We start from the raw sequence: 18,639 nt of genomic DNA on the forward strand, positions 1-18,639 counted from the left end.
TGACCCTTTGCGAACCGGCCCGAACGCGCCAAAGCCGGGCTGAAGCCGGATGGTGCGTTCTATCGGATTGATCCTGTCGGGAAATATAGCAAGTGCGGCGTTGATGATGGCGCGTACCCTGTTGGTTTCGCGGCTTATCAGTCTTGAGGATTTTGGCACCGCGTCGGTTTTCCTGTTGGCGGTTGCGCTGGTCGAAATGGTTTCGGCCTTGGGATTCCAGCAGCAAATGGCCCAATCGGCCAATGGCGATGCGCCCAAATTTCAATCGGCATTGCAGGGGTTTTCGATGCTGCGGGGTCTGTTCAACGCGGGCTTACTGCTGGCCCTTGCGGCACCACTTGCGTCGTTTTTCGGCGTACCGCATGCGATCTGGGTGTTTTACGGGATCGCAGTCTTGCCACTGATGTCTGGCTGCGCCCATTTCGATGCTTTCCGGTTTGGCCGTCAAATGGCGTATAAAGCATCAATGTGGGTGACCGTGCTGCCGCCGGTCGCGTCGCTGATATCGGTGTGGCCGCTGTTTCACCTTTTCGGCGACTACCGGGTTTTGGTCTACGCGATCTTGGTGCAGGCGGCGCTGTCGCTGGTGATCTCTCATGCTGTTGCGACACGGCCGTACCTGCTGCGGTTTGACGGTGCCTTTATCAAGCAGTCTTTCAAATTTGGATGCCCGTTGATGATAAGCGGCACCTTAATGTTTTTGGTATTTTACGGTGAAAGAGGCATTATCGCGCGTCATTTCGGCTTGGAAATGATGGCCGTTTTTTCAATGGCACTGTCGCTGACTCTGACGCCTGCACTGGTTCTGACGCGCAGCACAATGAGCTTTTTCCTACCTCAGCTGTCCGCCGCGCTTGGTACGGGACTCTATCCGAATTTAGCCGTCATCGTCTTGCAAGCGCATCTGTTTTTGGGCTGCGTCATGGTCGTTTGCGTCGCCCTTTTAGGCGCGCCGTTCCTGATGGCCGTGTTGGGCGATAAATACGCCGCAGCGGTGCCCTTGCTGGTTTGGCTGGCCAGCTTGATGGCATTTCGTGTCTTCGCGGGGGGATGCGCAATTGTTGCGTTGGCCGCAGGACACACGAAAAACGAGGTGCTGTCGAATGTCGTGCGGGTGTCGCTGCTACCGATTGGCTGGCTTGTGGCGCGGGCGGGCGGCGACATCATGACGTTGATCTGGATCGGACTTATCGGCGAGGCGGCAGGATATGCGATTGGCCTGACCTTGGCGCTTGGTAAACAACACCTGCCGCTGCGGCCGATGGTGCTGCCGCTGGCCATAGCGATGATGGTGTTGGTCTGCGCGTGTACGCTGGAGGTTCAGCAAAATTACTGGGCCAGCGTCGTTATTTTCACAGCGTTATTAGGGATGGTGCTGCTGAGTATGCCACAGCTTGTGACGTATCTGCGCAAGAATACCGCGACGGGTTTCGCGGTGGGGTCATGAGGATGGACGCCAATTGGGCCACCGGTATCTGTCTGCGAGATGTGGCGCAGGGGCGCGATAATAATTTTAACCTGATCCGGTTTTGCGCGGCAACCGCGGTGCTGGTCTCGCATGCGTGGCCCGTAGCACTCGGGCAGGGGCAAATCGAGCCGCTCAAATCCGCGCTTGGGCATTCCTTGGGGCAGCTGGCAGTCTATGTGTTCTTTATGCTTTCAGGGTTCTTCATCACGGCCAGTTTTGAACGGTCAAATTCACCGGGAGGTTTCATCATAGCGCGTGCAGCCCGGCTGTTTCCGTGCCTTGCTGTATCCCTGATTTTCGTGGCGCTTGTCGTGGGGCCATTCGTTACGGTTTTGCCTGCGTCAGACTATTGGTTTGATCCAGAAACAGGCGCGTTTTTCTTTCGAAATATTGGATTGCTCTGGCCGCAATATACCCTGCCGGGCGTGTTCGCTGACAACCCTTACCCCGCGGTCGAAGGGTCGATCTGGACGTTGTCGCATGAAGTCGCCTGTTATTTTTTCGTGCTGGTTTTGGGGGTGACAGGTTTGCTGGCCTCGCGTGTTTCGCTGCTTTGCGTTTTGGTGGCGTATGCCGCTTTTTATGCAGCACCCGTTGAGTTTCACCACCGGGTTGTTCAGCTGCAAGGGCTGTCTGTGCCGTTTGTCATTGGCATCGTATTTTGGAAATGGCGGGGTTGGATGATGCTGTCCCTGCCGGTTTTGGCGGGCCTCGGTTGCATTGCGTATCTTGGCCGCAACACGACCTTTGCCTATCCGTTGCTGATCTTGGCGCTTAGCTATGGGGTGTTTTGGTTGGGCTATGCGCCGTCGGGTCGGATCAGGCTGTTCAACCGGCTGGGGGACTATTCCTATGGCATCTATATCTATGCCTTCCCTCTGCAAGGGTTGGCGGTTTGGCTGTGGGGTGCTGGATCGCCGGCGGGCAACATCCTGTTATCATTTCCAATGGTGCTGATTTGCGCGGTGATATCTTGGCATTGGATAGAGCGGCCCGCGCTTGAGATTGCGCGGGCGGAAACGGTTAAGTTGCCCCTGTTCAAGCGGGTGTGGTGATTGCGCCAATACACGACTGGCCCGCTGTGATGGTGTTTCCGACCAAATCGACGTGATAGGCGGCCAGCCCGACGGGGATGACAGGCACGGCTGAAGCCAGCGTTGGGGTATAGTCGCCGCCACCCAAGTTAGACCCTAGGTGCGATCTGTCATCGACAAACGCGGTAGCCGTGCTGGTGGTCTCTCCCGCTGCGGCGATCTCTCCCAGCCAGGAAACAGCGCTATAACCTGCGGCGTTGTTCGATCCGTTGGCGATTGCGTTATGCGTCCAGCCGACCTTGTAGCGGACGGGCCAGTTGCCGGTATTGTTGGCTTGGCTGGAAAATACATCGCTTTTGATGTTTAGCCGCTCGAACAGGTTAAAGCTGACATGCGCAGATTTGGCGACGTTCACGGTGCCGTCAAGATACATCAGATTGATGCGTTCGCCGACGATGCTGTTATGCTGAAAAACAACATTTTCGGCAGAGCTGGCATCACCATCTGCATTCAGGCGGATGGCGGCGTTGCTGCTGCTGCCCCAGCTTTCAACGATATTGCCGACAAAAGCCAAACCACGCGGGCCAATCGGGGCGCTGATATTGACGATCGGGTTAGAGGTCGCGCCGTTCGTGAAAACGTTCCAGCCCAGAAACAGGCCATCCATTGCAGGCCGTGCACTGGTGGGTGCGCGCCAGGTGAATTCCGACAGGTTTGAACATCCCGCCGCCTGATAGGTGATTGAGCCTGCGCAATGGTCGCATCCCACCGCGGTGACCATCGTCGCCTCGGTCGAAAAGAAATTGCCCTGTCGTGGATCGCCTCCTGCGCCAATCGCGCAATTGCGCTGAAAGAACCGACCGACACGGTACACCCACGCACCATAGTAGCCGGTGTTATTGGCATCCCAAATGCAATTTTCGGTCACGAATAGATGGCTGGCCGACGCGGCACCACTGTCCAAAAACACCACGCTGCCCCCGGCCTTGCGCAGGGTCAGATCGCGGATCTTAAGCTGGGTCGGGATGGCATTAAATTTGCTGCTACCCCCGTCGGTTAGAATGGTGGTGTCGCGTTTGGCTGGATCGGCCGCTTCGATAATGACCGGCACGTCAACGCTGCTGCCCTGACTTTTGAAGGGGGTAAAATCATGCACCCCTTCGATCAGCCTGATAACGCCGCCGCCTGCGTCATTCGCGCGCGCATAAGTGTTTGCGTTGAACGTGCGAATGGCCGCGCTTGCCGCTGCGATTGTGGCAAAGGGGGAGGGCGCCGCCGTCACTGCATCGCTGGCAACCGCGCCGGTGCTGTCACTTCCTGCAGTTGCATCAACATAGGCAAACGCCGTGCCATATGCGCCGGTCCGATCGTTCAACAAACGCAAGGTTGTCAGATTGGGGGAAGGGTAGGGATCGCCGTCCGTCGAGATGGTAAACGCGTCGCCGACCCACGGGTAAATCACCGCATCAATCGTTAACAACGCGCCTTGGGTCAGGGGGACCAAATCCATGTCAGCGGCAAAATGCGGGATATGCAGGGAGGACGCATCAAATTGCGTTGATGTCATCGCGGACACCGTCTGTGTCACTGTGTTCACCCCATCACTGGCGATGAATTTCACAGCGGCGACCGGACGGCCCAACCTGGCAAAACCATGTGCAACGGCAAGGCGCAGGGTATGGATCGGCCCGCCTGCGTGTTCGCGATCATGGTTCAACCACATCGCGATGGGTTTCGGATAGGCGAGGGTGCTGGTGTTGGTGACACTGCTGATCGTGTCGCCCGCGTATATAAAATCAGACAATGCTACATCGGTGTCGGTCAGGGTTTCGTGGCTCGGATAGGGTTCACGGGTCTGGGTTGTGATGGCAATGCTGTCTGTCTGGGGTGCTGGATTTCCCGCCCCATCAAACCCTTGTCTGGTGACAGAAATGGGGCTTGGCGCGGTGGAAAGCCCGGCGATCTGGGGATGGATTGCACGCCAGCCGTCGCTCAGAATATGGGTCACACCAGAGGGGGGTGATACCTCGGGCGCAGCCAAGTGGTCGCCCGTAGCTGTTTGCCCCAGATGCGTGCCGATCCCGATTGTCATTTGCATGTCAGACCTTCCCGTTACCAATTCTTCAAGGCTGTCGGGTATATCAGCAGGCTCGGTCGCGTTGCGTTGGCGGGCGATTGGTCGGCGGTGTGGTTAATCTTTACGGTTTTTTAAGGTCCGCAGACTTCTGTAGGAGGCGTGCGCTTTTGTCAGCAGCGCTATGCGACAGGATTGAATGGATGAGCATCGCGGACAGTGAATTTTCGCGTAATGCGGATCGGTTGAACGACCCAGACACGCGGCGGCGCGATGTTGTGGGCGTTATCGTTGGCATATTTCTTGCGCTGGTTATTCTGCCGATCGGGGTGAAACTTGGGCCGCTCCATCTAAGTGGCACGCGGTTTTTTCTCGTGTTGCTGATCCTTCCGCTTGCGGTGCATTTACTGCGGGGGCGTTATGGGCCGCTGATTGCGACGGATGTATTATTTGCGCTGCATTTTGTTTGGGTGACCTTGGCCTTGTGGGTGAACAATCCTGATCAAGTGGTGCAAAATGCAGGTGCGACGGGGGCGGATTTCTTGGGCGCCTATTTACTGGGCCGGGCCTCGATCCGCAGCCGCGATGATTTTCTGACCCTTATGCGCGCAGTTGTTGCGTTGATCGTTCTGTGTTCGCCCTTTGCTGTGTTCGAAGCTGTTACCGGAGTATCGCCGCTGATTGAAATTGCGGATCGTATTCCATTTGTCTCTGCGCCGCTTGATCTGTCCATCGACAGACGTTTGGGGTTGGAGCGGGTCCAGCTTGGCTTTGAACATCCAATTCATTGGGGGGTGTTTTGCTCTCTTGGCGCGGCGTTCTGTCTTGTGGGGCTGCAATCGACATTAACGTTGTTCGCACGTGTTCTGCTGACGGTATTCATATGCCTTTCTGGCCTATTGGCGCTTTCCAGCGGGGCGATCCTGTCCATCGCTGTGCAGGTCGGGCTGATCATTTGGGCGATGATTTTTCGCACGCAACCCAAGCGGTGGTTGATCCTGCTGGCAGGTTTGACCCTGTGCTATGTTGTTGTCGATCTGCTGTCGAACCGCACGCCCCTGCGCGTTTTCATGAGCTATGCAACCTTTTCAGTCGATAGCGCCTATTGGCGCGCGACCATTTTCGAATGGGGCATGGTTAACGTTTGGGCGCATCCGGTCTGGGGATTGGGCCTGAACGATTGGGTCCGCCCGGTTTGGATGCATACGCCTAGCATTGATAACTTTTGGCTATTGTCTGCCATGCGATATGGCATACCCGGCTTTGTGTTTTTGGTCGCGGGTTATGGGTATTCTATCTGGCGTATTGGCATGCGGCCCCTGCGTGCCGATGACCCGCTATGGCCCTTGCGGCGGGCGTGGATGTTTTGTTTTGTCGGTCTGACATTCGCGCTGGCGACAGTGCATATCTGGGGCACACTATATGCGTTGGTGTTCTTTTTATTCGGGGCTGGCATGTGGCTGTTTCCGGGCAAAGTTGATGCCGTTCGCAGATCCAAAATAAGGTACGTTCAAGAATGTCCGTCACCCCCATTTAGAAGCGTGAATCCAGTGCATTACACGCGATCCCTGAGGCCAAAGTTTGCGCGCTCTGGCGCGCCAGAGTGATCGTTCGGCCCGAGCTTTAATTGAGATAGCTAAAGTTTTCCGCGCATAGATTTGGCCCGCTTTAGAAAGCGAAAGGTTTTTCCCGTAGCATCGGTTTCGACCACGGTTTTCAGGAGCAATTGCAATGGCGGGGGCAGAAGCGTCAAATAAATATGCTATCGCGTTGCGCAGACAAAAGCCGGGGTTCGCGTTTGTCCTGATTATCAGCGGGGTTATCAGTGTTCTGATGCTCACCGGCTCGATCTATATGCTTCAGGTTTATGATCGCGTTTTGTCCAGCGGATCCATCGTTACGTTGATGGGTCTTTTTGCCATTGTTGTTGTTTTATATCTGTTCTTTGGCCTGTTTGATCTGTTGCGGCAACGTATGTTGGCCCGTATCGGCACACGGCTGGAATGTGATCTTGGCCGCAGCGGATTTTTGGCCCAGCTTCAGGCAAAGCAAGGGGATAAAAACGGCGCTGTCGATCCGCTAAGGCACCTGTCGGTGATCAGTCAGTTTTTGTCGGGCCCTACGGCCGGAAATTTGTTTGATCTTCCCTTTGTCCCGGTGTTTTTGGCCGTTCTGTTTATTGTCCATCCGGTGCTTGGGTTGATCGTTGTGGGCGGGGCGGTGGTCGCGGGGCTATCGGCATTGATCGCTGGTTTCATCGCGCGCCGGTGGCAAGAGCACCGCAATCAGGGTGCCGCCCGACAAGCGGAATTCGCTGCCGAAACGGTGCGAAATACCGAAACAGTGATCGCGATGGGGATGCAGAACAACCTAGCCGCCCATTGGCAGACGATGCAGTTGGCAAGCCTGAAAACCCATCAACAAGCGGCGCGCGGGACGGAAATCCTCGCCTCCTTTAGCAAGACATTCCGCATTTTGCTTCAATCCTCTATCCTGACTGTGGGTGCCGTTCTGGTTCTCAAGGAACAAATTTCCCCCGGCATGATCATCGCGTCCTCGGTTTTGTCGGGCCGTGTCCTTGCCCCCGTTGATCAAGCTATCGGACAATGGCGGGCGATTGCGCAGACAGTTTTTGCGCATCGCGCTTTGCTGAGTTTTTTTGAGCGGGCCAAAGATAAAGCTGGCGACATTCACCTGCCAAAACCGTCCGGGCGTCTTGCTGTGACGTCGCTTACTAAATTCGCTGCCGGTGCCACGGCCACGCGCCAAGAGCTGTTGCTGCAAAGCGTTAGCTTCAGCCTTGAACCCGGGGACGGTTTGGGTGTGATCGGAAAATCTGCGGCTGGTAAGTCCATACTTGCCCGCCTTTTGGTAGGTGCGTGGCAACCCGACCGGGGGGAGGTGCGCATTGACGGGGCCGGTTTTGACAAATGGCCGGCGGGTGGGATCGGCCGCCATATCGGATATCTGCCACAATCGGTCACGCTTTTGCCCGGCACAATCGGTCAGAATATCGCCCGGTTTGACCCGCACGCCACCGACGGTGATATCGTTGCCGCCGCACAGCTTGCGAATGTACATGACTTGATTTTGCGGTTGCCAAACGGCTATGCGACCGAGGTTGGCGGCGCTTCTGGTTCGCCTTTGTCGGGGGGGCAAATCCAGCGTATTGCCCTTGCGCGCGCTGTCATTTTCAAGCCGTCGTTGATCGTGCTGGATGAACCGAACGCGCATCTTGACGGGGCAGGGGACACCGCTTTGGAAGATGCTATTACGCAGTTGCGCGCCGGGGGGAGCACCGTGATCGTGATGGCCCACCGGCCAAGTGCAATCGCCGCCGTAAACAAGATTTTGATCCTTGATCAGGGGCGCATGACCAAATTCGGGGACAAGGACAAAATCCTAGGCAAGCCCGCGAGACCACAAAGCCCCCCGGTTCGACAGCAACTTTCCAATCACGCCAGACAAGGGTGATTGGAAACTGGTCGAGCAAAAGGGCCTTGAGGGCCGGCAGATATCAGGCGTCTTGGTCTACCTTTTGGCGCTGTTGCCCAAGGCCCTGAATGGTCAATTCCATCACGTCGCCCTTTTTCAAATAGACCGGGTTCGGCTTCATGCCCATGCCCACGCCCGGAGGCGTACCCGTGGTGATAACGTCACCGGGGTGCAGGGTCATCAATCCGCTTAGATGTTCAATAATCTCGGCCACGGAAAAAATCATCGTGCCGGTGTTGCCTGTCTGCATCCGCTTACCGTTCACGTCTAATGACATATCCAACGCTTGCGGGTCGGGAATTTCATCACGGGTGACAAGCCAGGGGCCGGTGGGGCCAAAGGTGTCGCAGCTTTTGCCTTTGGTCCATTGCCCGGTCAGTTGGGTCTGAAAATGGCGCTCGCTCACGTCGTTTATCACGCAATAGCCCGCAACATAGTCCAGCGCGTTCTCTTTCGAGACATATTTCGCTTTCTTGCCGATCACGACGCCCAGTTCGACTTCCCAGTCTGTGTGGGTCGATCCGCGCGGCATGACCACATCATCATTTGACCCAACGATGGCCGAGTTGGCTTTGAAAAACAAAATAGGGTGTTCGGGGATCGCCGCACCGGTTTCAGCGGCATGATCTGAATAGTTTAGCCCGATGCACAGGAACTTGCCGATGTTGCCAACGCAGGGCCCAAGACGGGGATTTCCGTTTACTTCTGGCAAGGAAGCAGGGTCGATTGCGCGGAGTGTATCAAGGGCTGCGTCGTTCAGTATCGCACCACTGATATCTGTTACGTGGTCTGATAAATCGCGCAATATGTCACCGTCCATCAGACCCGGTTTTTCTGCGCCCACCTCACCATAACGTACCAGCTTCATAACTTATCCCTTGTAATCAATCATGCCGCGCGGCGGCCATCTTGGCGCAATGTCTCTGAAAACGGGCGGCCCGTCCAGCACCATCGCACGATGCCCTTTGACGCGTAAGTGCCCAGTCGCAAGGAAACGACTGGGCACTTAACACAATGTCAGCGGGATTAGTGTGCTAGAAAAACCGCCTGATCCGTTTGCTCGACCAGCGTGCGTGTTGTGCCGCCAAAGATGGCTTCCCGGGTTCTGGAATGTCCGTAAGACCCCATGACAACCAAGTCTGCGCCGGATTCTTTGGCGCGGGCTAGAATGCAGTCGCCGACCCTTTGGCCGCCGGTTGGATACTGCTTAACAGTGACGTTGCAGCCATGATGTGTCAGCCATTTTGCGGCATCTACACCGGGGTCTTCGCCTTCGCGGAATTCGGTCATGACCGGATCGAATGTGCCGATGACCACCTCGTCTGCCTGGCGCAACAGGGGCAACGCTTGGTGAATGGCCCGTGCCGATTGCAATTGCGTATTCCAGGCAACAAAAACCCGTTTGGAATGCGGCAGAACATCGCCTTTTTGATCGTTCAATAGAACGCCGACAGGGGATTGGAACAACACACCATAGAGCGCCTCTCGGAAAAGCGTATCAGATGCGCGAAGCCCCTCATCAATCCAAGCCATATCGCTGAGCATTGCGCGACGGGCAATGTGGTCGGCAATCGCCGCCGGTTCAGCGGCAATCGTGGAGACATCGCCCGACAGATCATGCTGCTGAAGCAAGGTTTGAACTTCGTCCTCTTTGGCGTGCAGTGCGGCTTTGATGGCCGTGACCTCTTGCTGCCATTCCGGCGAAATATCCGGCGTGCCAAAGGGTTCGACGCCGACTGCATAGTACGAGAAAACCGGCATCTTTGCGATAATAACGATGGCAGCATGGGCAGGGGTGGCCCGGATCGTCTCGAGCTTTTGTGCCAAGGTAGTGAGCGATGAATCTTTGTCGATCACCAATAGGATTGTGCTATTTTTCATGTTTAGTTCCTGACCTAGCGATGCGGCTCAAACCGGCACTGTATGTGCTTGGGGTTTCTCGAGCAGGGTTTTACCCATTTCGACCAGTTTGGCATATTCAGCTGAATAGTCGTCGATCGCCTTTTGGAAGAACGCCGTTTGTATTTTCTGGACGTCGCCGATCTCTTTTGCCTGCAACAGTTTTTGCTGGGTATCGACGTCGTCTTTGATCCGGGTGGCGGTAAAGTTTAGCATTTCGTTGCCCATCTCAACCATCGTTTCCATCCAGTCGGCCCCGGAAATGGACGGCGCGTGGAAGCCGGTTTCTTGCATGGATTTCATCAATTTTACCATTGAAGGGGCTAGATCAGTCGTCTTTGTCGTCGTGTTCATGGCGTGTCCTTTCAGGTGCACTTGAAGATGGCCCGATTCTAGCACTTTTTGCGGGAACCTGATTGATTCAGGTCAATCAACGGTTTTCCGACCAAACATTTAGGGCCGTGATTTTCCGGTGCCCTGCCCCGAAATTTCTGGCTGGATTGACGAAGATCAATCCTGTGCGGTGCCAATCCTGACATGTCTGGCCACAACTGACCGCGCCGAGTCGCCCGACGGACTGCGCAGGGTGCAGTGCCATGGAAAATTCGATGCGACGGGTCCAGCCAGTTGCAAGAAGGAGAGAACCGATGCCAGCAGATATAGGTGCAACCGACGTAAAACAGGGCGGGTCTGCGTCCGGCAAGTTGGGGCTTTTGCCGCTTACCGCTTTGGTTGTGGGCTCCATGATCGGGGGGGGCGTTTTCAGTCTGCCGCAGAACATGGCGCGTGGTGCTTCCGCAGGTGCAGTGACCATCGGTTGGCTGATTACCGGGATCGGGATGCTGGCCTTGGCCTTTGTTTACAGAAACTTGTCCACGCGCAAACCCACCCTTGATGCGGGGCCGTATTCATATGCGCGCGCAGGGTTCGGCAATTTTGTCGGGTTCAACAGCGCGTGGGGATACTGGCTCAGCGCGTGGCTTGGGAACGTATCTTATGCCGTGCTGATCTTTGGCGCGCTTAGCTATTTTTACGCGCCCTTTGGCGAAGAAGGAAACACATGGCAAGCGATTGTGGGCGCATCAATCGCGCTATGGCTGGTGCATGCCCTTGTGCTGATGGGAATCCGGCAAGCGGCGGTCGTCAATACGATTACCACCATCGCCAAGCTGGGGCCGATATTCCTGTTTATCGTCCTGGTTTTTGTGGCGTTCAATATGCCCACCTTCGAATTGGATTTTTGGGGTACGGAATCGTTGTCGCTGGGCAGCATCACGACCCAAGTGCAAAGCACGATGTTGGTCACGCTTTGGGTGTTTATCGGCATCGAAGGGGCCAGCGTCGGGTCTGCCCGTGCGGCCAAACGCAGTGATATAGGTAAGGCTACGATCCTTGGGTTTGTTAGCGTTTTGCTGGTCTATATGCTTGTGTCCTTGCTCTCTCTTGGGGTGATGTCGCAGCCCGAACTGGCGCAGTTGCCTGCGGCGGCGTCGATGGCGAATGTACTGGAATCCGTGGTCGGGCCTTGGGGCTCTGTGCTGGTGCGCATCGGGCTGGTCATCTCGGTGGCAGGCGCATTCCTAAGCTGGACATTGCTTGCCGCGGAAATCCCATTTCGCGCCGCGCAAGAGGGCATGCTGCCCGCGTTCTTTGCCGTTGAGAATGAGAACGGGTCGCCCTCTGGCGCGCTTTGGATCACTAACATCTGCGTGCAGGTTGTGTTGATCGTAACGCTTTATGCCAACTCGACCTACCTCGCGCTGTTCTACATCGCGTCGACCGCGATCCTTGTGCCTTACGTCTTTTCGGGGGCCTACGCGCTTAAGCTGGCATTGACCGGCGAAAGCTATGGGCCGGGCGAGGGGCGCGGCATGGATATCGCGATTGGCGGGCTGGCAACTGTCTATGGCGCGTGGCTCGTCTATGCTGCCGGGCCTGCATATCTGCTGATGTGTGCGATCCTATATGCTGTGGGTATCCCGCTTTATATTTGGGCGCGCAGTGCAAATCGCGAACGCGCCTTCACCGGGGCTGAGCTGTTGACCGCGCTGGTGTTGGTCGGTGCGGCTGTTGTGGCCGCCTACCTGATGTGGACCGGCGTCATTAGCGCGCTCTGACTTTACCAAGAAAAGGAAACCGTTGTGATGGAAAATCTCGGGAAGCTGGGTGTTTATTCGGAAACTGGCAAATTGCATCAGGTGGTCGTGTGTCGGCCCGGCCTGGCGCACCGCCGCTTGACGCCTGCAAACTGCCAGGAGTTGTTGTTCGACGACGTGTTCTGGGTCAAGCAAGCCCAGAAAGATCACGATGTCTTTGCAAGCACGATGCGGGGCGAGGGTATCGAGGTATTGGACGTCAACGATCTGCTGGCCGAGACGTTGGACATTCCCAAAGCGCGCGATTGGGTGCTGGATCATCGGATCACGCCAGACCAGATCGGCGTTGGCATGATGTCTGAACTGCGGGCGTGGATGGGTGAACTGTCGGGTGCCCAGTTGGCTGATTACCTGCTTGGCGGGCTAGCGACCGATGATCTGCCGTTCAAGCCATCCGGTCTATTTGGCAGCTATCTGGGTGCGCATGGGTTTATTCTTCCGCCGCTGCCAAACGCGTTGTTCACCCGCGATAATTCCGCTTGGATCTACGGTGGGGTGGCCGTCAATCCGATGCATTGGGCGGCACGACGTCCCGAAACATTGCTGAACACAGCGATCTACAAATTCCACCCCAAATTTGCCGGTAAGGCCACGATCCACTGGGGCGATCCGACCGTCGATCACGGCTTGGCCACCGTCGAGGGGGGCGACATCATGCCTGTTGGCGATGGTGTGGTTCTTGTTGGCATGGGGGAACGGTCGTCGCCGCAAGGTGTTGGCCAGCTCGCCGAGGCCTTGTTCGATACGGGTGCCGCACGCCGGGTTCTGGCCTTTGCGATCCCTAAATCACGTGCCGCGATGCATCTTGATACGATTTTTACCCTATGCGGCGGCGATGTGGTGACCACCTTTAAGGAGGTGGCCGATGAACTGGTGTGCTACGACATTCGCCCCGGCGATGGGGCCGCACCTTTGCAGTTCCGCCATGATCCACGGCCGATCTTTGACATCGTGGCCGAGGTGCTTGGCTATAAAACTTTGCAGATCGTACCCACTGGCGGCAACACCGCCGAGGAACGCGCCCGCGAACAGTGGAATGACGGCAACAACGTGCTGGCACTGCGCCCCGGTGTGGTCATCGGATATGACCGCAACGATGACACCAATGCCGCGCTTAAGGCGGCGGGGATCGAGGTGCTGGCCATTCCCGGTGCTGAATTGGGGCGCGGACGCGGCGGCGGCCACTGCATGAGCTGCCCCACCATGCGCGACCCTGTTTGAGCTGAAAGGAGCCCCAATGGCTTACAATCTGAAGAACCGGCATTTCCTGACACTTCGCGATTATTCCCCGCGCGAGATTGCGTTCCTGCTAAAGCTTGCCGCCGATCTGAAGGTGGCAAAATACACGGGCACCGAAGTACCAAAGCTGCAAGGCAAGGACATCGCGCTGATCTTTGAAAAAGACAGCACGCGGACCCGTGTCGGCTTTGAGGTCGCGGCCTATGATCAGGGCGCGCGGGTGACGTATCTTGGACCCACCGGTTCGCATATCGGCCACAAGGAATCGGTCAAAGATACCGCGCGGGTTCTGGGCCGGATTTACGACGCGATCGAATATCGCGGCTTTGGCCAAAACATAGTGGAGCAGTTGGCGCAGTATTCAGGCGTGCCTGTCTATAACGGGCTGACCACCGAATTTCACCCGACGCAGATCCTTGCTGATTTTCTGACCATGCAAGAACATGTGGAAAAGCCCCTACACCGCGTGGCTTATGCCTTTTTGGGCGATGCGGGCAATAATATGGGTGACAGCCTGCTGATTGGCGGGGCCAAGATGGGCATGGATGTCCGGCTGTGTGCGCCCAAAGCATGCTGGCCCGACGCTGAAATCATCAAGGAAGCCGAGGCGATTGCCAAGGAAACCGGCGCGCGTGTCATGATCACCGAAGATGTGGATACCGCCGTCAAAGACGTTGATTTCGTCTATACTGACGTTTGGGTGTCCATGGGCGAGCCCAAGGAAAAATGGGCCGAACGGATCAAGCTGCTATCGCCCTATCAGGTGACGGCAGAGGTGATGGCCAAAACCGGCAATCCGCGCGCCCGTTTCATGCATTGCCTGCCTGCGTTTCATAACACGGAAACCACCGTTGGTGCTGAGATCAAGGCCGAGTTCGGGTTGGACTGCATGGAAGTGACCGAAGAGGTTTTTGAAAGCGCAGCCTCCATCGTTTTTGATCAAGCGGAAAACCGGATGCACACGATCAAGGCGGTTCTTGTCGCCACATTGGGGGCCTGAAATGCTGGTTGTCGCAGCCATTGGCGGTAATGCCCTGTTGCAACGGGGCCAGCCATTAACGGCCACCGCACAGCGCGCCAATGTTACAATCGCGGCCAAAGCCCTGGCCGAGATCGTACGGGCGGGTCACCAGCTGATCGTGACCCATGGAAACGGGCCGCAGGTGGGTCTGCTGGCCCTTCAAGCAGCGGCTTATAAACCTGACGAAGCTTATCCGCTTGATGTTTTGGGTGCCGAAACCGAGGGCATGATCGGGTATCTGATCGAACAAGAGCTTGAGAACGCGCTTGGCCATGATCACGCGGTAGCAACCCTGCTGACCCAAGTGATTGTTGATGGCACTGACCCTGCCTTCCGCAAGCCAACCAAATTTGTCGGCCCGACATATTCCCAGCAAGAAGCCGAGGCACGGGCCAAGGTTGCAGGCTGGACCATTGCGCAAGACGGGCAATATTGGCGCCGGGTTGTTCCGTCGCCTAAACCCATCGAAATTCCGGATTTGCGCGTGGTGCGGATGCTGCTTGATCAAGGGGTGATCGTCATTTGTGCGGGCGGTGGCGGCATCCCCGTTCTGCGCCGTCGCGACGACAGTCTGATCGGTGTCGAGGCAGTGATAGATAAAGACGCGGCCAGTGCGCTTTTGGCCGGGGATATTGGTGCAGATGCGTTGTTGCTGCTGACAGATGTCGATGCGGTTTACCAGGGTTTTGGCACTGATACTGCCAGCCGCATCGGGTCTTTGACGCCGGATCAAGGCCGCGCGCTTGATATGCCAAAGGGGTCGATGGGGCCGAAATTGGACGCAGCTTGCGGTTTTGCCGATCGGGGCGGGATCGCGGGTATCGGCCGGTTGGCGGATGCATTGTCGATCCTTAACCGCACGGCTGGCACCCTTGTTACCGCAAAAGCAGGGGCGAAATAATGACAGCCAAGGCCCAAACCGTACTTGCCACAACAACTGACGGCCGCATCAGTGCCATTCGTGGCGGGGTCGTTGATGTGGTCTTTGACGGGGCGGTGCCGCGCATCCACGATCTGCTATATGCGGGCGATATTGCGCTGGAAGTCGCGGGCCTGATTGGCCATGGCAAAGTACGCGCCATGGCGATGGCACCTGTGCGCGGACTGGGCCTTGGTATGACCGTCACAGCCACGGGCGGCCCGATCAAAGTACCGGTCGGCGACGCCGTTTTGGGGCGGATGCTGGATGTTTTCGGTGCGCCGATTGACGGACGTCCTGCCCCTGTCGCGACCGAGCATCGGGCGATTCATCAGCCGCCGCCATTGCTCAGCGAACGCGCGCCGCAATCAAAGATTCTCGAGACCGGGATCAAAGCCATTGATCTGTTGTCGCCGATCGAACGCGGCGGCAAGACCGGGCTGTTCGGTGGTGCTGGCGTGGGGAAAACCGTGCTGATCACCGAGCTGATCAATAACACCGTGCAGCACCATCAGGGTGTCAGCCTGTTCTGTGGCATCGGCGAGCGGTCGCGCGAGGCTGAAGAGTTGTACCGCGAAATGGGCGAAGCGGGGGTGCGCGAGAAAACCGTGATGCTGTTTGGCCAAATGAACGAGGCCCCCGGCGTTCGATTTCTGGTCGGCCACACTGCCCTGACCATGGCCGAGTATTTCCGCGACGACAAAGGTCAGGATGTGCTGTTGCTGATCGATAATATCTTTCGCTTTGTACAAGCGGGGTCCGAAGTGTCGGGCCTGCTGGGCCGCATGCCATCGCGCGTTGGATACCAGCCAACTTTGGCCACCGAACTGGCCGGGCTTGAGGAACGGATCACATCGACCAAACGCGGCGCGATCACTTCTATTCAAGCGGTCTATGTGCCCGCTGATGATTTCACCGACCCTGCCGCGGCGCATATTTTTTCGCATCTATCCGCATCGGTCGTTCTGTCGCGCAAACGGGCGAGCGAGGGGCTGTATCCGGCAGTCGATCCTTTGGCCTCGGCGTCGGTAATGTTAACGCCGTCGGTCGTTGGACAGCGCCACTATGATATTGCCCGCGAAGTGCGCCGGACCCTCGCTGAATATGAGGAACTGCGCGATATTATCGCGATGCTTGGCCTCGAGGAGCTGTCATCTGCCGATCGTGCCACCGTCGGTCGCGCGCGCCGGTTGGAACGGTTCCTGACGCAGCCCTTCTTTACCACCGGATCTTTCAGCGGGGTAGAGGGCAAGCTCGTTCCGATTGAGGATACCCTGTCGGGCTGCGAAACAATCCTAAGCCAAACCGAGTTCGAGCACCCGGAAAGCGCCTATTACATGATCGGCGGATTGGATGATCTGGAGAACGCATCATGAGCATGGCGTCTGACATGACCGTCACGCTGCGGTTGCCGACGCAGACATTGTTCGAAGGGCAGGCGGTTCAAATGACCGGTATGGCCCCGAACGGGTCGTTCGGTATTTTGCCGAACCACATGGATTTTGTCACGGCGATTGTGCCGTCGGTCATGACGCTGCGCCTTGCAGACGGGTCCGAAGAAATCTTTGGTCTGGATGAGGGGTTGTTGGTCAAAAAGGGCCACCAGATTACCGTTTGTACCCTGCGCGGTGTGCGTGGTGACAATCTGAGCACGCTGCAAGATACGGTCGAGGCGAGTTTCATACAAATGGACGAGGACGAACGCCAAGCACGGGCGGCCTTGTCGCGGCTCGAGGCAGACATGGTGCGCAGATTTGCAGAGCTGAAAAGGCCGCAGCTATGACGCAAAAGCCAGATAAATCCAGCGACGACATCATCCGTCAGGCCAAGCGGATGAAATCCAGACGCGATAACCCCGGCCCCAGCCCGCTGCGCGGCATTGGCACCTTTGGCATGATCGGTTGGTCCATCGTCGTCCCGACAGTTGGCGGCGCTTTTCTGGGTCTCTGGCTGGACCGTGTCGCACCACAAGGGTTCTCATGGACCCTCGCGCTGATTTTGGGCGGCGTGGTGGTGGGCGCAATTATTGCCGCATCATGGATCAACAAAGAAAGGGATGACAAATGATTGCTATCGATTGGACTGCGCTCCTGATGGGTGCTGCCGCAGGGTTTGTCCTTAGCGCGTTATTCTTTGTCGGGCTGGCCTTTGGCATGCGGCAGGCATTGCGGCGTGAAAGCCCGGTCGTATTGCTGACGGTCAGCGCCGTGATCCGGATTGCGGCCTTGCTTGGGGTTGGATGGGTCGTGCTGGGGCAGGGCGGGACATGGGCCTTTCTTGGGTATGCGTTGGCGTTTCTTTTGACACGTATCATTGCCACGACATTTGCCCGTATCGGCCTGCCTGCAAGGGGCGCATCATGAACCTGTCACCCGATCAAACCATCATGTTCGAGGCATGGGGCCTACCGGTTAACGCGACGATTTTTTATACGTGGGTCGTGATGATATTGCTGACCGTCGGGTCGATGCTGATCACGCGTAATCTGCGCCCCGACGTGCCGCCGAACCGGTGGCGCACTACGCTCGAGGTGGTCGTGCAGGGCATCCAAAGCCAGATCAACGAAGTCGCGCGCGGCTCCTCTCGGTATTTGCTTTACTATGCCGGTACGCTTTTCCTGTTTGTCGCGACGTCAAACCTCTTGCTCGTTGTTCCGGGGTTTGAACCTCCGACGTCGTCACTCTCGACTACCACTGGGCTGGCCATCTCTGTTTTGATTGCGGTGCCGCTGTTTGGCATCACCAGTCGCGGCATTGGCGGGTACCTTAAAACCTATGTTCAACCGTCGTTTATCATGCTTCCGTTCAATATCATTTCCGAATTTTCGCGCGGTATATCGCTCGCGATACGTCTGTACGGCAACATCATGAGCGGGGCGGTAATCGCTGCGATCCTGCTTTCGGTGGCCCCGTTTTTCTTTCCAGTGGTGATGGATGTTCTGGGGCTGCTGACCGGCATGATCCAGGCCTATATTTTTGCGATTTTGGCGACCGTCTACATCTCCAGCGCCATCGCACCCACACCCCAGCCTCAAAAGGAAACACCATGACTGAACTTGCCATCATCGCCGCCATTTCGATTTTCACAGCGGGGCTGACCGTTTCATTCGGGGCAATTGGCCCGGCCCTGGGCGAAGGGCGTGCAGCGGCGACCGCGTTGAACGCGATTGCGCAGCAGCCCGATGCCGCACCGACCATTTCACGCACGCTGTTTGTCAGTCTTGCGATGATCGAATCCACGGCGATTTATTGCTTTGTCGTCGCGATGATTTTGATTTTTGCGAACCCGTTCTGGATCGCAGCACTGGCCGCTGCGCAATCTACAGGGGGGTAAG

The 18,639-nt window shown here is 56.9% G+C and carries 18 protein-coding genes; 14 read left to right on the top strand and 4 right to left on the bottom strand.

The genetic code is table 11. The annotated features are described in order from the left end of the window. Nucleotides 1-49: 49 nt before the first annotated feature. Nucleotides 50-1,447 (top strand): oligosaccharide flippase family protein, encoded by a 1,398-nt coding sequence (locus KZZ06_RS19410; RefSeq protein ID WP_219581661.1) that lies wholly within the window; start codon nt 50-52, stop codon nt 1,445-1,447. Nucleotides 1,448-1,449: 2 nt separating this feature from the next. Continuing rightward, nucleotides 1,450-2,523, top strand: a complete 1,074-nt coding sequence (locus KZZ06_RS19415) for an acyltransferase (RefSeq protein ID WP_219581662.1) — start codon at nt 1,450-1,452, stop codon at nt 2,521-2,523. Here KZZ06_RS19415 and KZZ06_RS19420 read toward each other — a convergent pair. After that, the gene (locus tag KZZ06_RS19420; protein ID WP_257884496.1) at nt 2,507-4,600 is read right to left on the bottom strand and encodes a hypothetical protein; all 2,094 of its coding nucleotides are present in this window, start codon (nt 4,598-4,600) and stop codon (nt 2,507-2,509) included. The genes KZZ06_RS19415 and KZZ06_RS19420 overlap by 17 nt on opposite strands. Before the next feature lie 179 nt (nt 4,601-4,779). On the opposite strand from KZZ06_RS19420, the gene KZZ06_RS19425 reads away from it, so the two are divergent. Beyond that, a complete protein-coding gene (locus KZZ06_RS19425) occupies nt 4,780-6,183 on the top strand; it encodes an O-antigen ligase (protein ID WP_219581663.1) in 1,404 nt (467 codons plus the stop codon). 124 nt (nt 6,184-6,307) lie between these two features. Next, nucleotides 6,308-8,050, top strand: coding sequence for a type I secretion system permease/ATPase (locus KZZ06_RS19430; protein ID WP_219581664.1), 1,743 nt, complete (start codon nt 6,308-6,310; stop codon nt 8,048-8,050). Between the two features lie 43 nt (nt 8,051-8,093). Here KZZ06_RS19430 and KZZ06_RS19435 read toward each other — a convergent pair whose 3' ends face one another. The 3 genes from KZZ06_RS19435 to KZZ06_RS19445 form a co-directional block, all read right to left on the bottom strand. After that, on the bottom strand, nt 8,094-8,939 hold the full coding sequence (locus KZZ06_RS19435; protein ID WP_219581665.1) for a fumarylacetoacetate hydrolase family protein: 846 nt from the start codon (nt 8,937-8,939) through the stop codon (nt 8,094-8,096). Between the two features lie 158 nt (nt 8,940-9,097). Further along, entirely contained in the window at nt 9,098-9,952 is an 855-nt protein-coding gene (locus KZZ06_RS19440) for a universal stress protein (protein WP_219581666.1), read from the bottom strand. A 27-nt stretch (nt 9,953-9,979) separates the two neighbouring features. Then, a complete protein-coding gene (locus tag KZZ06_RS19445; RefSeq protein ID WP_219581667.1) occupies nt 9,980-10,324 on the bottom strand; it encodes a phasin family protein in 345 nt (114 codons plus the stop codon). 293 nt (nt 10,325-10,617) lie between these two features. Here KZZ06_RS19445 and arcD point away from each other — a divergent pair, with 293 nt between their 5' ends. The 10 genes from arcD to KZZ06_RS19495 are packed head-to-tail and all read left to right on the top strand — an operon-like array spanning nt 10,618 to nt 18,638. Beyond that, nucleotides 10,618-12,087, top strand: coding sequence for an arginine-ornithine antiporter (gene arcD / locus KZZ06_RS19450; protein ID WP_219581668.1), 1,470 nt, complete (start codon nt 10,618-10,620; stop codon nt 12,085-12,087). Nucleotides 12,088-12,114: 27 nt separating this feature from the next. After that, nucleotides 12,115-13,347 carry an arginine deiminase gene (locus KZZ06_RS19455; RefSeq protein WP_219581669.1) on the top strand — a complete coding sequence of 411 codons (1,233 nt, stop codon included), beginning with the start codon at nt 12,115-12,117 and terminating at the stop codon, nt 13,345-13,347. 16 nt (nt 13,348-13,363) lie between these two features. Further along, entirely contained in the window at nt 13,364-14,365 is a 1,002-nt protein-coding gene (locus KZZ06_RS19460) for an ornithine carbamoyltransferase (RefSeq protein ID WP_219581670.1), read from the top strand. A 1-nt stretch (nt 14,366) separates the two neighbouring features. Continuing rightward, nucleotides 14,367-15,287 (top strand): carbamate kinase, encoded by a 921-nt coding sequence (gene arcC, locus KZZ06_RS19465; protein WP_219581671.1) that lies wholly within the window; start codon nt 14,367-14,369, stop codon nt 15,285-15,287. Then, a complete protein-coding gene (gene atpD / locus KZZ06_RS19470) occupies nt 15,287-16,681 on the top strand; it encodes a F0F1 ATP synthase subunit beta (protein ID WP_219581672.1) in 1,395 nt (464 codons plus the stop codon). The genes arcC and atpD overlap by 1 nt, the downstream gene beginning before the upstream one ends. After that, complete coding sequence (locus KZZ06_RS19475; RefSeq protein ID WP_219581673.1) at nt 16,678-17,088, top strand: ATPase; 411 nt, start codon at nt 16,678-16,680, stop codon at nt 17,086-17,088. The genes atpD and KZZ06_RS19475 overlap by 4 nt, the downstream gene beginning before the upstream one ends. After that, nucleotides 17,085-17,372 carry an AtpZ/AtpI family protein gene (locus KZZ06_RS19480; RefSeq protein ID WP_219581674.1) on the top strand — a complete coding sequence of 96 codons (288 nt, stop codon included), beginning with the start codon at nt 17,085-17,087 and terminating at the stop codon, nt 17,370-17,372. The genes KZZ06_RS19475 and KZZ06_RS19480 overlap by 4 nt, the downstream gene beginning before the upstream one ends. Beyond that, entirely contained in the window at nt 17,369-17,668 is a 300-nt protein-coding gene (locus tag KZZ06_RS19485) for an ATP synthase subunit I (RefSeq protein ID WP_219581675.1), read from the top strand. Before KZZ06_RS19480 ends, KZZ06_RS19485 begins: the two co-directional genes overlap by 4 nt. Next, nucleotides 17,665-18,354: a F0F1 ATP synthase subunit A gene (locus tag KZZ06_RS19490; RefSeq protein WP_219581676.1), complete on the top strand. Its 690-nt coding sequence runs from the start codon at nt 17,665-17,667 to the stop codon at nt 18,352-18,354. Before KZZ06_RS19485 ends, KZZ06_RS19490 begins: the two co-directional genes overlap by 4 nt. Continuing rightward, entirely contained in the window at nt 18,351-18,638 is a 288-nt protein-coding gene (locus KZZ06_RS19495; RefSeq protein WP_219581677.1) for a F0F1 ATP synthase subunit C, read from the top strand. Before KZZ06_RS19490 ends, KZZ06_RS19495 begins: the two co-directional genes overlap by 4 nt. Nucleotide 18,639 lies beyond the last annotated feature (1 nt).

The organism is Sulfitobacter sp. CW3, assembly GCF_019392245.1.
Classification (GTDB): Bacteria; Pseudomonadota; Alphaproteobacteria; order Rhodobacterales; family Rhodobacteraceae; genus Sulfitobacter.

Coding starts and splice junctions, on each gene's coding strand:
- KZZ06_RS19410 (WP_219581661.1), top strand. CDS start 50: ATGGTGCGTTCTATCGGATTGATCCTGTCGGGAAATATAGCAAGTGCG.
- KZZ06_RS19415 (WP_219581662.1), top strand. CDS start 1,450: ATGGACGCCAATTGGGCCACCGGTATCTGTCTGCGAGATGTGGCGCAG.
- KZZ06_RS19420 (WP_257884496.1), bottom strand. CDS start 4,600: ATGCAAATGACAATCGGGATCGGCACGCATCTGGGGCAAACAGCTACG.
- KZZ06_RS19425 (WP_219581663.1), top strand. CDS start 4,780: ATGAGCATCGCGGACAGTGAATTTTCGCGTAATGCGGATCGGTTGAAC.
- KZZ06_RS19430 (WP_219581664.1), top strand. CDS start 6,308: ATGGCGGGGGCAGAAGCGTCAAATAAATATGCTATCGCGTTGCGCAGA.
- KZZ06_RS19435 (WP_219581665.1), bottom strand. CDS start 8,939: ATGAAGCTGGTACGTTATGGTGAGGTGGGCGCAGAAAAACCGGGTCTG.
- KZZ06_RS19440 (WP_219581666.1), bottom strand. CDS start 9,952: ATGAAAAATAGCACAATCCTATTGGTGATCGACAAAGATTCATCGCTC.
- KZZ06_RS19445 (WP_219581667.1), bottom strand. CDS start 10,324: ATGAACACGACGACAAAGACGACTGATCTAGCCCCTTCAATGGTAAAA.
- arcD (WP_219581668.1), top strand. CDS start 10,618: ATGCCAGCAGATATAGGTGCAACCGACGTAAAACAGGGCGGGTCTGCG.
- KZZ06_RS19455 (WP_219581669.1), top strand. CDS start 12,115: ATGGAAAATCTCGGGAAGCTGGGTGTTTATTCGGAAACTGGCAAATTG.
- KZZ06_RS19460 (WP_219581670.1), top strand. CDS start 13,364: ATGGCTTACAATCTGAAGAACCGGCATTTCCTGACACTTCGCGATTAT.
- arcC (WP_219581671.1), top strand. CDS start 14,367: ATGCTGGTTGTCGCAGCCATTGGCGGTAATGCCCTGTTGCAACGGGGC.
- atpD (WP_219581672.1), top strand. CDS start 15,287: ATGACAGCCAAGGCCCAAACCGTACTTGCCACAACAACTGACGGCCGC.
- KZZ06_RS19475 (WP_219581673.1), top strand. CDS start 16,678: ATGAGCATGGCGTCTGACATGACCGTCACGCTGCGGTTGCCGACGCAG.
- KZZ06_RS19480 (WP_219581674.1), top strand. CDS start 17,085: ATGACGCAAAAGCCAGATAAATCCAGCGACGACATCATCCGTCAGGCC.
- KZZ06_RS19485 (WP_219581675.1), top strand. CDS start 17,369: ATGATTGCTATCGATTGGACTGCGCTCCTGATGGGTGCTGCCGCAGGG.
- KZZ06_RS19490 (WP_219581676.1), top strand. CDS start 17,665: ATGAACCTGTCACCCGATCAAACCATCATGTTCGAGGCATGGGGCCTA.
- KZZ06_RS19495 (WP_219581677.1), top strand. CDS start 18,351: ATGACTGAACTTGCCATCATCGCCGCCATTTCGATTTTCACAGCGGGG.